7 protein-coding genes are annotated in these 14,516 nt (G+C 64.4%); 2 read left to right on the top strand and 5 right to left on the bottom strand.

Features of this window, described 5'->3' with window-relative positions:
- Positions 1-39 precede the first annotated feature (39 nt).
- Positions 40-2,223, top strand: a complete 2,184-nt coding sequence (locus ACQZ13_RS17145; protein ID WP_431046516.1) for a hypothetical protein — start codon at positions 40-42, stop codon at positions 2,221-2,223.
- Positions 2,224-2,305: 82 nt separating this feature from the next.
- Here ACQZ13_RS17145 and ACQZ13_RS17140 read toward each other — a convergent pair whose 3' ends face one another.
- Both ACQZ13_RS17140 and ACQZ13_RS17135 read right to left on the bottom strand, forming a co-directional pair.
- A complete protein-coding gene (locus ACQZ13_RS17140; protein ID WP_431046514.1) occupies positions 2,306-4,390 on the bottom strand; it encodes a TonB-dependent siderophore receptor in 2,085 nt (694 codons plus the stop codon).
- A 182-nt stretch (positions 4,391-4,572) separates the two neighbouring features.
- Positions 4,573-5,121, bottom strand: coding sequence for a TetR family transcriptional regulator (locus tag ACQZ13_RS17135; RefSeq protein ID WP_431053258.1), 549 nt, complete (start codon positions 5,119-5,121; stop codon positions 4,573-4,575).
- A 215-nt stretch (positions 5,122-5,336) separates the two neighbouring features.
- Between ACQZ13_RS17135 and ACQZ13_RS17130 the strand changes: the two genes are divergently transcribed.
- Entirely contained in the window at positions 5,337-6,557 is a 1,221-nt protein-coding gene (locus ACQZ13_RS17130; protein ID WP_431046512.1) for an alpha/beta hydrolase family protein, read from the top strand.
- Positions 6,558-6,697: 140 nt separating this feature from the next.
- On the opposite strand, the gene ACQZ13_RS17125 is transcribed toward ACQZ13_RS17130, so the two are convergent.
- From ACQZ13_RS17125 to ACQZ13_RS17115, 3 genes are all read right to left on the bottom strand, one after another.
- Positions 6,698-7,309, bottom strand: a complete 612-nt coding sequence (locus tag ACQZ13_RS17125) for a tetratricopeptide repeat protein (protein ID WP_431046510.1) — start codon at positions 7,307-7,309, stop codon at positions 6,698-6,700.
- Positions 7,306-13,620, bottom strand: a complete 6,315-nt coding sequence (locus ACQZ13_RS17120; RefSeq protein WP_431046508.1) for an RHS repeat-associated core domain-containing protein — start codon at positions 13,618-13,620, stop codon at positions 7,306-7,308. The genes ACQZ13_RS17125 and ACQZ13_RS17120 overlap by 4 nt, the downstream gene beginning before the upstream one ends.
- A gap of 420 nt (positions 13,621-14,040) precedes the next feature.
- Positions 14,041-14,436, bottom strand: a complete 396-nt coding sequence (locus ACQZ13_RS17115) for a hypothetical protein (RefSeq protein WP_431046506.1) — start codon at positions 14,434-14,436, stop codon at positions 14,041-14,043.
- Positions 14,437-14,516 lie beyond the last annotated feature (80 nt).

Below are 14,516 nucleotides of genomic sequence, written 5' to 3'. Positions count from 1 at the left end.
TTCTTCCTAGACTCGCGCCACTTTCAGGAGGAAATCGTCATGGCATGGAATCAAGGACGGGCGTGGCCGCTGCACGCGCTGCTGGCGGCGGGCTGGATCGCCGCGATGGGGTTGCCGGCGGACGCCGACGCGGCCACGCTGCGCGCGGTGGCCAACAACAACTTCGTGAGCGCGACGGCCACCGGCACGTCGTACCTCACCGCGACCGCGGGCGCCGCCCAGAGCTGGGAGCAGTTCGACGTCGTCAACAACAGCAACGGCACGGTGTCGTTCCGGGCGCGCATCAGCGGGAACTTCGTCTCCGCCGACCTCAACCTGGCGCAGCCCAACACCGGCCGCCTGATCGCCAACCGGCGTGTCGCCGACGCGTGGGAGCAATTCACCGTCGTGCCGCAGTCCAACGGGACGGTGGCGCTGCGTTCGGCGGCCAACGGCCAGTACGTGTCGGCCGATCTGAACCTGGGCGGCGTGCTCGTGGCCAACCGCAACGTGGTCCAGGCCTGGGAGCAGTTCGTCATCGCGGATCAGCCGACCACGCCGCCCACGAATCCGCCGACCACCGGCACGCCGCCGGACTTCGGGTCCAGCGTGCACATCGTCAGCCCGACCACGCCCAACCTGCAGGGCGTCATCGACGGCATCTACAACGCGCAGCAGCCCAACCACTTCGGGCCGCGCCGCGACGCCATCCTGCTGACGCCGGGCACCTACAACAACCTGCGCATCCCGGTGGGCTTCTACACGCAGGTGCTGGGCCTGGGCAGCCATCCGGACCAGGTCCACGTCAACGGCGACCTGCGCTCCAACGCCTTCCTGGGCGGCGACAACGCGACGCAGAACTTCTGGCGCGGGGCGGAGAACTTCTCGGTCACGCCGAGCCTGGGCATCGGCAACAACACGATGCAATGGGCGGTCTCGCAGGCCATCCCGTTCCGGCGCATGCACGTGCGCGGCAACATCAAGCTCAACCAGAACGGCGGCTGGTCCAGCGGCGGCTGGTTCTCCGACGTGCTGATCGACGGGCAGGTGAACTCCGCCAGCCAGCAGCAATGGATCTCGCGCAACAGCCAGTGGGGCAGCTGGACGGGCTCCAACTGGAACATGGTGTTCGTGGGCGTGCCCAACCCGCCGGCGGGCAACTTCCCGACCGCGGGCCAGCGCTACACCAAGATCGCGCAGACGCCGGTGGTCCGCGAGAAGCCTTTCCTCTTCATCGACACCGACGGCAGCTACGCAGTGCGCGTGCCCGCGCTGCGCCAGAACAGCAGCGGCATCTCCTGGGCCAACGGCGCGGCGACGCCGGGACGCACGATCCCGATCGGGCAGTTCTACATCGCCAAGCCGGGCGATAGCGCGGCGGCGATCAACACGCAGCTGGCGGCCGGCAAGCACCTGCTGTTCACACCTGGCACCTTCGTGCTGACGCAGCCGCTGCGCGTGAACAACCCGGACACGGTGGTGCTGGGCATCGGCTTCCCGACGCTGCGCTCGGACAACGGCCAGCCGCTGATGCAGACGGCGGACGTGGACGGGCTGACGATCTCGGGTCTGTTCTTCGATGCGGGCGCGACGGAATCCGGCGTGCTGCTCGAAGTCGGCCCGAACGGCGCGGCGGCCAACCACGCGGCCAATCCGACGGTGCTGCACGACCTGTTCTTCCGCATCGGCGGCGCGGCGGCGGGCAAGGTCCGCATCGCGCTGAGCGTCAACGCGAACAACACCATCGTGGACCACACCTGGCTCTGGCGCGCCGACCACGGCGCCGGCGTGGGCTGGACGCAGAACCCGTCGGAGAACGGCCTCTGGGTCAACGGCAACGACGTGACCATGTACGGCCTGTTCGTCGAGCACTTCCAGAAGCACCAGGTGGTCTGGAACGGCAACGGCGGCCGGGTGTATTTCTACCAGTCGGAGATCCCGTACGACCCGCAGAGCCAGGCCGGCTGGAACAGCCCGACGGGCCGCGGCTGGGCCTCGTACAAGGTGGCGGACAACGTCACCAGCCATGAGGCGTGGGGACTGGGCGTCTACAGCGTGTTCACCAACGGCGGCATCCTGCTGGATCGCGCGATCGAAGCGCCGGTCAACGGCAACGTGCGCTTCCACAACATGATCTCGGTCTGCCTGGGCGGCAACGGCGGCATCGTGCACGTCATCAACAACACCGGCGCGCAGACCGGCTGCAACGCGTCGTTCACGCCGACGGTGACGAACTTCCCCTGAAGGACCGCCTGGCCTTTCTTACTCCCTCTCCCGCTTGCGGGAGAGGGCAGGGGTGAGGGCCAGCAGCCTCACGCAAGAACCATCAGAGCTTGTAATCCAGCGACACGCCGTAGTTGCGCGGGGCGCCGTAGATGGCGCCGTAGGCCAGGCCGCCGATGTACTTCTTGTCGAACAGGTTGTTGACGTTGGCGCGCAGCGTGGCGGCCTTGGACAGCTCATAGGACGCGAACGCGTTGGCCACGACGTACGCGCCTTGCTTGGCGCTGCCGATCTTGCTGACTTCCGACTGCCAGCGGCCGCCCAGGCCGACGCGCAGCGCCGGCAGCACCGGCACCCGGGTGTCGACGCGGAAGTTCAGCGTGTGACGCGGCACCCATTCGTAAATGTCGTTGCCGTCGGGCCCCGTCAGCATCAGACGCGTGTAGCCGGCCGTCAGCTTCGTGTCCTTGCCGATGCGGCCGGTGGCCTCGACTTCCCAGCCCTTGGACTTGACGTCCTTGGGCACGTACCAGTACTGGCCGCCCGAGGTCATGCCGCCGTAGGTGGCCAGCCCTTCCTGCTTCGAGGTGAAGACCGCGGCGGTGGTCAGCAGCGCCTTGTTCAACCACTCGGCCTTCACGCCGGCTTCGCCGTTCACGCCCTTCATCGGCGCCAGGTACGCGCCGTTGATGTCGTACTGGTCCTGGTTCTGGAAGATGTTGGAGTACGACACGTAGGCCAGCAGGTCGGCCGTGATGTCGTAGGTGAGGCCGAAGTAGGGGCTGGTCTTCTTCGTGTCCGGATAGGTCATGCCCGTGGCCGGATTGCCGTAGACCGTGGAGCCGGCGCGCTCCAGCCGGACCGCGTTGATGCCCACGATGGCTTTGATCGAATCGGTCAGCGCCAGGCGGGACGCCGCATACAGACGCGTCAGCGTCTGCTCGCCGCCTTCGCCGGCGGCGCGGGGGCCCCATTGCGGCTGCGTGTAGCTGTCGCCGTCGTAGGGGAAGGCCGGCAGCGGGTCCAGCATGTGGTCCAGCACCGAATAGGTGTCGGTCTTGGTTTCCTGGTGCGAGCGGCTCAGGCCCACCAGCACCGAGTGTTCGCGGCCGAAGAGGCTGAACTTCCCGTTGAGGTTGGCGTCCAGCACGTTGTTGTCCGAGCTGCCCAGGCTGCGGTAGGGCCAGCCCACCAGGCCGGTGTTGTCCGGGTTCAGCGTGCCGGTCAGGGGCTCGTAGGCGTACAGCAGCCGCGTCGCTTCGTTGCCGTGGCGGAAGTTGTAGGTGACCTTGGCTTCCCAGTTCTTGCCCAGCTGATGGGTGTACTCGGCGAAGGCGTTGTAGGACTTGGTGTTCCAGTAGGTCCACTTCTGCGAGGTCGACGATCCCACCGGGAAGTCGGCCTGCGTGCCGTCGGAGCGCAGCAGCGTCAGCGACCCCCACATCGGCGAGTCCTGCTTGGCGTCCACCGCGGTGATGCCGACGGTCAGCACGCCGTTGGTGCCGATCTGGCCGTCGACCACGCCGTAGACGGAGGTGCGCTTGTCCTTGAGGTCGCGCAGGTAGGAGTCCTTGTCCTCGGTCGCCACGACGAAGCGGCCGGCCCACGCGCCGTCGTCCGTCAGCACCTTGTTGTAGTCCAGCGCCGCGCGCTTCTTGCCGTAGGAGCCGAAGGTGACGCTGAACTCGCCGCTGTCCTCGTTCTTGGGGCGCTTGCGGATGTAGTTGATCGTGCCCGAGGAGTTGCCCACGCCGGTCAGCAGGCCGTTGGCGCCGCGGATCAACTCGATGCGTTCGAACAGGAAGGTGTCCTCGCGGCCGACGACGGTGCCCCAGGAGTTGGTCATCCCCAGGCCGTCGACCTGCGTCAGCTGGATCTCGAAGCCGCGGGCGTTGAAGGTCGCGCGATTGGTCTCGTACTGCTCGACGTTGATGCCGGTGGCCAGCGCCAGCGCCTCGTTGCTGCCGGTGACGCCGAAGTTGGCCATGTCTTCCTGGTCGATCGAGCTGATCGTCTGCGGCGTGTCCTTGACGTCCATCGGCAGGCCGGTCGCACCCTTGGAGACGCGGTTCGCGCGCTTGCCGGTCACGACGATCTTGTCGAGGGTGGCGTCCTGCGCGTAGGCCAGATCGCCGACGGCGAGCGAGGCGGCCAGGGCGCACGCGGTCAACAGGAATTGCTGCTTCATCGAGGTGTCCGAAAGAGGTAAGGGGGATGACTTTCGGCCGGGACTCTAACGCAGGTGAGAGTGATTCGCATTAAGGAAAATGACAAAAACGCGTCAACTCGTTCGTGTCGTGGTAGCGATACCACGCGATACCACGCGAGACGCAGGGCAGCTGCCCGGTCAGCGCGCCGGGGAGCGATCCGTCACCGGCGCAGGTAGGCCAGGATGAGCCGCGTCAGCGACTGCTCCAGTTCTTCGCGGCTGCCGTAGTCCGCGGGCTCGGCCAATACGGCCGCGCGCATCACGCCGTTGACGGCGTGGGTCATCACGAAGGCATCGGCGCGCGACATCGCCTGGATGCCGCCCTGCGGTGCGGCGATGCCGTGCTGGATGAACGACGCCTGCAGATGCCGCAGCATCGGCGCCAGGAATCCGGCCGACCCGCGCGCCATCGAATACTGCATCAGCCGCCGATGGGCGATGCCGCGGCCGCCGTAGGCATCGAGCACCGCGCAGACCACGCCGCTGATGCGCCCGCCGGGCCGCTCGGGCGCGGGGCCGGTCATCACCTCGACGATGCGGTCGGAGAGCTCCTGCAACTCGCGCTCCGCCAGCGCCTGGAAGAGGGAGTCTTTGTCGGGGAAGTACTGGTACAGCGTGCCGATGCTGATCCCCGCCAGCTTGGCGATCGCGTTGGTGCTGACCTCGGCCGGATCGGCTTGCTGGAGCAGCCGCGTGGTGGCCTCCAACATGAGTTCCACCTTCTGCCGCGACCGCTCCTGACGCGGCGAGCGGCGCGTAACTGCTTGATCGGACGGGGATTTCTTGGGTTCGATCATGGGGTCGAAACGCGAGTCGAATAATCTGAGTGGTGCTCATATTATTTCTCCTGCCGGCCCTCGGCAAGCGTCGCGACACGGAACGGAGCGACGTCCCAGCTGTCCCAGATTCCTCCAGGAGCCCCCGAATGAGCACCCGTCTCCAGACCGCCGCGAACGTCGCCGCCGAATCGCATCCCAGCCAGCGCCTGAGCCGCAAATACTGCTTCGACGACCCCGACATGGACCTGTTCTTCATGGCTGCGGCGAGCTGGGGCCCGAGCGGCGGACTGGATCTGGGGCAGGTCTACTACGTCGCCTCGCAGATCGCGGACGGCGACGGCGACAGCTGGATGAAGGCGTTCAGCGAGTACGGCGATGCGATGAACGCGCAGGCCGATGCGTGGCTGGAAAAGGGCTGGCGCCGCGAGGCCGGCGAAGCGCGCATGAAGGCCTTCGCGGCCTATCGCTCGGCCTGGCAGTTCGCCGCACCGGGCGAGGCGTTCGCGCGAATGGTGGCGCGGCACAAGCGCGCCTTCGCGCAGGCGGTCGACGAGCAGCGCCTGCCCGCGACCTTCTTCCAGGTGCCCTATGCGGGCAAGGCGCTGCCGGGAGTCTTCTTCCAGAACGAGGACGCGAACGCGCCGGTGGTGCTGGTGATCGGCGGCGCCGACACCTGCTTCGAGGACCTGTACCTCTCGCTGGGCCGCAACCTGCTGGCGCGCGGTTACTCGGTGGCGATCGCGGATCTGCCGGGGCAGGGCATCACGATGATGGACGACCTCTACTGGGAAGCCGAAGCGGAGAAGCCCATCGCGGCCGTGACGAAGCTGCTCGTGGAGCGCTTCGGCGCGAAGCCTGGTCGGATGGCGCTGATCGGTCTGAGCCTCGGCGGCTACTTCGTGGCGCGCGCCGCCGGCGACGCGGCGCTGTCCGAGCACTTCGCGACGGTGATCGCCAGCACGCCGTTCCCCAACCCCGCGCAGCTATTCGCGCTGTCCGCGAAGGCGGCGGTCGAGGCCGACTCGAAGGCCGCGCCGACACCGGCGGCGATGCGCTCGCGGATGGTGTCGATGTGGAAGGCAGGCGCGAAGACGCGGGAGGAATTCGTCCCGAAGACCGCGGGCATGGTGGCCGATCCGACGCGGGTGACGCTGCCGTTCCTGTCCATCCTCGGCGCCGGCGATTCACAGGTCTTCGCGCGGCAAGCGCAGACGTGGCATGAGCAGATCCGCTCGACGAAGAAGTCGTTCGTGCTGCTCGACGCGGCGTCAGGCGCCGACGGCCACGTGCAGGTCAACAACCGGCTGCGTCTGTGCCAGGAATGCGTCGGCTGGATGGACCAGATCTTCGATCGGAGCCAGGCATGAACGCGCGGTGGCAGGTCTTGCTGAAGAGCAGGTGGGCGAAGTGGGTGGTCGGGGCGGGCGTGCTGGTGAAGGTGGGGCTGTTGATCGTGGCGGCGATGGGGGTGATGGGGTAGGGGTGGCGATGAAACGGAGCCCAGTGCTCAAGTGTCGCCTGACCATCTAGTCCTATAGAGCCTTGGATCGGTGGGGGTTCGAGAGAGCAGACTCCCTACGACATTGGACAGCGCACGCATTGCAAACGCACGAAACCAACGGCCGCTGAGACTGAATATGTCCCCGCTCAGACGCAAGGCCTTCACGTACCCAGCCGACACGGCGGGTTCCAGCGTGCGTTGCAAATCACCGGTGTTGACCGCTGGAAAGTTGCCGCTCAGGATGTTTTCGACAAGCACGATGGAAGCCTCGTGCATACCATGTTCAGACGCTTCACGAAAAAGCGCATCCGAACGTTCCATGTCGACGCGAACACCCAACAGCCCGGAGAAATGAATCCGCGCCAGGGCGAACATGCAGCGAGGATCCCGCTCGCTTTCTCTACCCTGTTGATACCAGAATATTGCGTCGTTCGGCGAGGCCGGAATGAGGTCGCCGGTTTCGTAGAGCTCCGCAACGTCGAACCTACCGCAGTGCACGCCTCGCTCGGAAAGCTTAATCAGCTCCTCCTCGATAACGTCTACATCTTTCGATTCAAGAGCGGACACCATACGCAAACTCTGGAAACCGGACACCCAGTCGATCGTTTGTTTCGTCATTTGGAGTCTGGAGTAATTTTAATGGTGGATGAGTCGCCCGGTTTGGCCCCCCCGTCCCCCGGTGGTCCTTCCTGCTTTTTGTTTGCAACGTCCTTCAAGGATTCTCCGGTCTTCTGTCCCTCCTTGATCTGTTGCTTGAGCCCGCCCGCAGTCATGTTCCTAGGTGGCGAACTTGGTTGTTTCGGCGCAGGCGTGGACACCGAAGGCTTGTTCGTGGGAAGCGCCGGCGGTTCCTCGCCCTTCAGCTTCTGTACGCCTCTTGCGACTACAACCGCCGTTTCGACCGCAACTTTTCGGAAGGCAACTGCACCTACCAACTCGACGCCCACGATAGGTGTGGCAATTACAGCTGCCGCCACCGCCGCCTTCCCCCCCGCGTCGGCTTCAATTGCCTTGTATTCTGCTCGCTCAAATCCTCCGGGAATATACGCCCTTTCAGGTTCGCGTCCGTCGGGGTCGGTTTTGAGGTACGGGTTGTTATCGACATAGCCGTATAGCCCGAATCCCTTGCCAGTGTCTGCATCGGTTACTACGGGGTCTACGCTCAAAAACCTTCCCGCAATTGGATCGTAATACCGCTGCTGCATGTACACCAGATCCGTATCGGCATCGTTCACATGGCCAGTGAAGCCGATGACGCTGGTGGCGGGGCTTGGTTTTGTTCCTTGGGCCGTGAAGCCATAGGGCTCGTAGCGCGTGCGGTTCAGCAAGGCCCCCGCCGCAGTCGTGTGGGCGACCGGGCTGCCCAGCCCATCGGTATGCGCGAACTGGGTGATGCCTGCTGTCGTCTCCGCGATCTGAGCTTTGCCGAGGTAGATGTACGCCGTTGTTGAAGTGGCCGTTCCGCCGACGCAGGTCGTGCCCGACAGCGTGCCGCCGCTGCATCCATACACCGGCGTGGCTGCCGCTTGCGTCGTGTGCGTGCAAGTGGCACCGCTGAGCGCATCGCCGCTGTTGCAGCTGTAGCCAGCAGGCGAAGCCGCGTAAGTCCCGCCGCTGGAATGCGTGCAAGTCTGCCCGCTCAACGAGTCGCCCGCATTGCAGGTGTAGATCGGCGTGGCGCCGTACGTATTCGGCACCGAGTGCGTGCAGGTCGAGCCCGACAGCGAGTCCCCGGCACTGCAGGTGTATCCGATCGTCGCCGCCGGATAGGTGCCGCTGGCCACATGCGTGCAGGTCGTGCCGTTCAGCGAATCGCCAGCCGAGCAGCTGTAGATCGGCGTGGCGCCATAGTTGTTCGATGCGGTGTGCGTGCAGGTCGAGCCGCCCAGTGAGTCACCAGCGTTGCAGCTATAGCCGGACACGCCCGCGCCGTAGGTGCTCGTGCTGAAGCAAGTCGTACCGGAGAGACTGCCCGAGCTGCAGCTGTAGCTGACGCTGGCGGGTTGGCTGGACGACCCCGTGCACTGCGTGCCGTTCAGCGATGTGCCCTGCGGGCAGGAGTACGTCACGACGGCCTGGAACACGCATGACAACAGCTTGTTGGACTTGCGCGCGACATGCATGAACGGCAAGCCATAGCCGCCGTAGGCGTCCAGGCAAGGCACGGATTCGTCTTCGTACTCGCCCAGTTGGGCCGCGACGTCTCCGCTGCATCCGTAGGTGCCCGCCGTGCTGAAGGCCGTACCCAGGCCATTGCAATTCGCGTTCGCGTTCGCCGGTGCCGACGTGGCAGTCGTGCAGGTGGTCCCGCTCAGCGAGTAGTTGGCTGGGCACGAGTACACCGGCGTGGCCGCCGCGCTCGACGTGTGGGTGCAGGTCGTGCCGCTGAGCGAGTCTCCGGCATTGCACGCGTAGATCGGCGTTCCGCCATAGGTGCTCGTGACGGTGTGCGTGCAGGTGCTGCCGCTGGGGACGTCGCCCGCGCTGCACTGGTAGCTGCCGATGGACGCTCCGTACGTCGAGGTGGTCGTGTAGCTGCAGGTCGAGCCGATCAGCGTGTCGCCGGGATTGCAACCGTAGCTTGGCGCGGCGCCATAGGTGCTCGTGGTGATGTGGGTGCAGGTCGAGCCGCTCAGACCGTCCCCGGTGTTGCACGAGTACGAGCCGATGGAGGCGCCGTAGGTCGAGCTCGTCGTGAATGAACAGGTAGTGCCGCTGAGCGAGTCGCCAGGATTGCACTGGTAACCCGTGACCGACGCGTTGTAGACGCTCGTGCTGACGCACAGCGAGCCGGAGACGGTGCCAGCGCTGCACGTATAGCCGGTGACGGTCGCCGGTACGTCGGGTGTGGTCTGCGTCCGGTCGCCCCACAGGATCTGACCGGCCTGGCTGTACATCTGCAGGCGCTTGGTATTGCCGTCCGTCGAGGTGATGAACACACGTCGACCGTGGCCGTCGTAGACATAGGTGCCACCCAGGCTTGCCGCCCACATGCGGTTGCCGATGTCGAACGAATAGGTCTGGCCGCCCTTGGTGCGAATGTTCCCTTGCGCGTCGTACGTGTAGCTCGACAGCGTGCCGTTGGTCATCACGCTTTCGAGCCGGTTGCGCGCGTCGTAGCTCATGGTGCTGGACCGGCTGCCGACAACCGCGGTGCGGATGTTGTCCACCGCGTCGTACGTATAAGTCGCCGTGCCCCACACGTTGGGTGCCGTGGCCGTCCACAGACGATCGAGATCGTCGTAGGTCATCGCTCGGGTGGTGACGTTCTCCTGTTGGTCTGAGATCGCCGAGACGTTGCCGTTCTCGTCGTAGGCGTAAAGGTCGTTGATGACGCCGATGTCCTGGTTGCGCTCAGGAAGGCCTCGCAGGTTTTGCGTCTGCACGTGCGCGATGCCGTTGGCCAGCGTATAGCCCGCCACCGCACCGTTGGGGTGATAGGTGACGCCACTCGCGTAGCCGCTGACCTGCGTCGCTTCGCCCAACGCATTGGGGTTGTACGACACCGTGGGGCCGCCCGTGGGATAGGTGACGCCGGACAGGTGGCCGTTGGCGTTGTAGCTCCAGGTGGCATTCGCCGTCTTGCCGGCGTATGTGAGTGTCTCTGTCGTCGGCAGGCGCAGCGCGTTGTAGTCATAGGACCACGCCGTGCCGTCACTGGTATTGATCGTTTTGAGCTTGCCGTCAGGCCAGTAGGTGCGCGAGATTCCGGGATGGCCGTCGCCGTAGCTCGTGTTCTTCAGACGGTTGAGCTCGTCATAGGTGTGCGAGATCTTCGCGGCGGCCGGAACGTTTGTGCGATCACATTCCAGCGCTGGAAGGTTCTGACCCGATGCGCGCCACGCGAGATTGCCGGCGCCGTCGTAGTCATGCAGCGTCGACCCGATCTCAGGTTCGATCGTCTTGCACAGACGTTGAGCGCTGTCGTAGAAGTAGCTTCGAGTGACTGACACGCCGTTGCCCGAGCGGGTGATGCTCAACGGCTTGCCAAGGAGATCTCGAGTGATGGCCACAGACATACCCGCCGGCAGGCCCGAGCCAGCCGGTACGGAGATGCCGGCCAATTGCGCTCGATCAGGGTTGTCCAGCACCCAGAAGTTCTGCGTGCTTTGCTTTCCACGCGCATTGGTGCTGCGCGTCTGGAAGTTGCCGAGGTACTCGACGTAAGACTTCAGCACCCCGGGAATGTCGCCGACCATGCCGATTTCGCTGTCGACCTCCGTGCGAATCGGGCGGCCGAGCGCGTCGTAGAAGGTCCGCTTCCCAGGCGGCAAGGGCAGGGCGGTGTCGATGAGGCGCTTTGGATAGCTCTCATAGGTCAGGCGATTGCCCGAGTCAAAACGCTTGGCGACGTCTTTGCGCGTGTTGTTCGCGTCGCCCGTGTCGTAGACCCGCGAGAAGACGGGACGCCACAGGCCGTCGAGGTAGCTCGCGGTGATCGAATTGCCGGTCGTCTCGATGACGCGCCAATGCCCTCCAGGCAGTCCGAACTCGACGTCATTCGTCTGCACGTACGAGATCGTCGTCGGCGTCCATCCTGACGGGGGCGTGATGCTCGACAGGCGTCCCATCGCGTCGTAGCCATACGACGTCGTGTTGCTCATCTCGTCAGTGACGCTGGTGATCAGGCCGATGTCGTTGACCACCGCACTGTGGCTGTCACCTGTCGGCAGACTCACGCTCTGCGGAATGCCGCGTTTGAAGACGCCGAACGTCGTCATGTTGTTGCGACCGTCCTTGCGCGTTTCCAGTGTGCCGTCGGAGCGATACGTGTAGCTGTTCTGCAGCTCGCCGAATTTTGAGACGGTGGTCAGTGTCGCCGTCGTCGGGTCGTAAACGTTGCTGACCGAAGTCTTCCCGTCGATCGTGAAGGTCGCGATCTGGCCGAGCACCCACTTGCTCAGTTGATCGAAGTAGGTCGTGATCTCCGTGCGTTCGAAGCCCAATCCGCTGGAACGCTTGACGTTCGTCGGGCGCGCTTTCGGATCGAAGCCGGTCACCTCGTAGGTGAAGGTCGTGCCCTGTTGCGTCGTGACCCGCTTGTCCACGGGGACGTGGCGCGTCGTGATGCCGCCGTCCCCTGCGTCCTGGTCGCTGATACCGACAGGATTGGGGAACGCAGTGCTGTAGCGGGTGTCGACCGTTCTGGCCGCTGTTCCTCCGCTCAATCCGGTCTCGACCTTGAGCGGCTGACCTTCGTTGACCTGGAACGTGTTGCCGAAGGTGTGGCGAGTGATGTCACCTTCCGGATCCGTCACGGTGACCTTCGCTACCGCGCCGGTACAGGCCGAGCAAGTCGACCAGCCCGGATACCACGTGTCGTAGCTGTGGACCCAGTTCATCGTCGGCAGCCCAGGGCCGCTGATCGTCTTCTTCGTCAGCGCAAAGACCGTGCTGTAGCGCGACTTCACCGCCTTGCCCACGGAGTTGGCGATGGCGTCTGAGTAACATCCCTCCGGCACGCCGTTGCGACCATGCTCGGTCGGGGTGAGCGTGAACGTACCCACCGCGCCGGACGGATGCACCATCGAGCCGGTCGCTGCTGGACTGGCCATCCCGTTGATCGCCCCCATGTCGCATTCGGTCGGCGTTATCGTTCCGCCGTTCTGCTCCGGGAACTCCATCTCCATGTCGACCAGACCGTTGTTGGTCGACTGGTAACCGTTGGGCAAATGCATGCCCGCGAAGTCCCATTTCGAGCCGTCCGGATTGATGACCTTCATGAGGCTGGTCCAGTTGGCCAGACCTGACGGGAAGGACACCGCGCCGTACTCGTAGGTCCACGTCCTCGTGCCGTCGGACACCGTCTTGATGCGACGGCTTCCAGGCTCGTAGGTGAAGGAAAGCGAGCGACCATCGCTGCTCTGGATGCTCAGCAGCTTCCACTTGTCGATCGGGTCGAAGGTGTAGCTGACCGTGTTCCCGAAGCGATCGGTGATCAGCGTCGGGAAGATGCGCACATCGACGCGTTCCATCGACACATGCGCGCCGGCGATGCTGGCCTGCTTGCTCAGGCCGCCCGCGGTGCGCGAGACAAGCCAGTCGAAGCGGTATCGCGTGCCATCCGGGGAGATGGCTAGAAAGCCCTCGCCCTGCTCCTTGGTCGGCGTGGACGAGGTCGTGCTCGCCAACGAATTCAGGCAACGGATCGACCACAGGCCGGTAGTCACCAGCGTCGTGTTCTGACCGTCGTCGGGCACATTGGTGTTGCTGGGATCTCGGCGCAGCACTTCTTGCTGACCAGCACCAGGGATGTTCAGGAAGTTGCCCTGCCAGTACTCCCTCGCACGCCAGCCAGGGGCGAGCGGTTGCGACGGCGTGTCAGGCGGCTTATGAAAGTTGGTACACCGCATGGGGGAGTACTTCCCTCCGCGAGCGATCTCAGCCACCCAACCCATCTCAGCATGAAAGATTCCCTGAATATTAGGAATCTCCAGCTCCCATTCGCTGAACAGGCCCTGTCCGTAATTGCCGCGGCTGCCGGTGGAGAGCTTGCGCGTCACCGCAACCTGCAATGCATTGTTGCCTTCCAGATTGACGTCTGTCTGGACGAATTCAAGCGAGCCGCGATAGAGGTTGACACGGTCTCCGAAGAGGTCCGGCCCTAGCATCGCCAGCGCCTTGGGCGCACGGATGAGTTTGCCGTTCTCGAAGTAGTTCGCTGGGTCGAAGCTGGTCGGTCCGCCTTCACCGGGATCGCCCGCCACTGAGGTCGAAGCGGCAGAGCGTGTCGAAAAGCCCGGGGTGGGCTTGACGCGCTTGGCGCGTTCGTTGGCCATGGCCTCTTCAAGCGTGGCGCCGGATTGGGCGTGCGCGCCCAGCGTCACTGCAGTCAGGACGATCAGTCCCAGGCGTGACGCCCATCGCGCGCCGCGCGCGGCCTCGTGGCCAAGGAGTTCCGATCCGGAAACTTGCGTGTCGTTCTTCAAGGCAAACCCTCCCGAGCTTCAAGCGGGAACGGGCACCTTCGACACACACGCTAACGCCCCGGGCCGCGCTTGCGGCTGCCGGTACGGCATGTCCCGAGGATCCTCCCTGCTGGAACTCAACCTTTTGTTTGTTGTCTCGCCAGAAATCGCGTTCTCCGCAGTTCTTGTCTGGCGGCGCGGATGCTAGATCATCGCGTTTCTCGTCATCTCGCGGGGAGACCCTTCCCTCTTGTTGGGGGCGGGTCTTGCCTTGCGAGGTGGCAGGCCTTGTTGAAGAGCAAGTGGGCGACGTGGGTGGTCGGCGCAGGTGTGCTGGTGAAGGTCGGGTTGCTGGTCGTGGCTGTCGACGTCACCAAAGACGCCGACGATGAGACACAAGTCTGCAAAGAGTAGATTGAACTGCAGTGGGAGCGCAGCTGTTCATACGTCAACGATGACCAAGTCGTAGGGCGTCAACACACGTCGCAGTTCTTCCAACGTCGTCGGAATGTCGGAGTCTTCGGGCAAGTGGATCCATGCCACACAGGCGCCATTGATGTAGGCAAGGTACGTCGAAGCGGAGCGCTCATCTGACGTGTCGACAGGAAGTCCGTGAAGTAGGCAGAATTCACCGAAACTTCGCAGGTCGGCATTGCCGGACGAAAGCAACTTCCTGAGGGCGACGACATCGCCTGCGGCCGGTATGTTGCTGACGCCCAAGAAGACGGCTCTCGGAATCCCGGAGCTCCAGATTTCCTCCTGAATTTCCTTCCCAAAGTCTTGGGATACGACTCTCCCGGGTTTGGTCCAAGCCTCAAATTCAACGACACGCTTCATGAAGTCCTTTCAAGCGGTGCCGGGGCGAACGTGCTCTGGAACGTCGGGTTGCAAGTCTTGCCCAGCGGTGGGAGCAGTCG

It is taken from the genome of Roseateles sp. L2-2 (assembly GCF_050613215.1).
GTDB lineage: Bacteria > Pseudomonadota > Gammaproteobacteria > Burkholderiales > Burkholderiaceae_C > Roseateles > Roseateles noduli.
The sequence above is the reverse complement of the archived record's forward strand: the minus strand, read 5'-3'. Positions and strand labels throughout refer to the sequence as shown.

Bases quoted from the DNA above. Each gene is read 5' to 3' on its own strand.
- ACQZ13_RS17140 (WP_431046514.1), bottom strand. From the start codon at position 4,390: ATGAAGCAGCAATTCCTGTTGACCGCGTGCGCCCTGGCCGCCTCGCTC.
- ACQZ13_RS17125 (WP_431046510.1), bottom strand. From the start codon at position 7,309: ATGACGAAACAAACGATCGACTGGGTGTCCGGTTTCCAGAGTTTGCGT.
- ACQZ13_RS17130 (WP_431046512.1), top strand. From the start codon at position 5,337: ATGAGCACCCGTCTCCAGACCGCCGCGAACGTCGCCGCCGAATCGCAT.
- ACQZ13_RS17145 (WP_431046516.1), top strand. From the start codon at position 40: ATGGCATGGAATCAAGGACGGGCGTGGCCGCTGCACGCGCTGCTGGCG.
- ACQZ13_RS17135 (WP_431053258.1), bottom strand. From the start codon at position 5,121: ATGTTGGAGGCCACCACGCGGCTGCTCCAGCAAGCCGATCCGGCCGAG.
- ACQZ13_RS17115 (WP_431046506.1), bottom strand. From the start codon at position 14,436: ATGAAGCGTGTCGTTGAATTTGAGGCTTGGACCAAACCCGGGAGAGTC.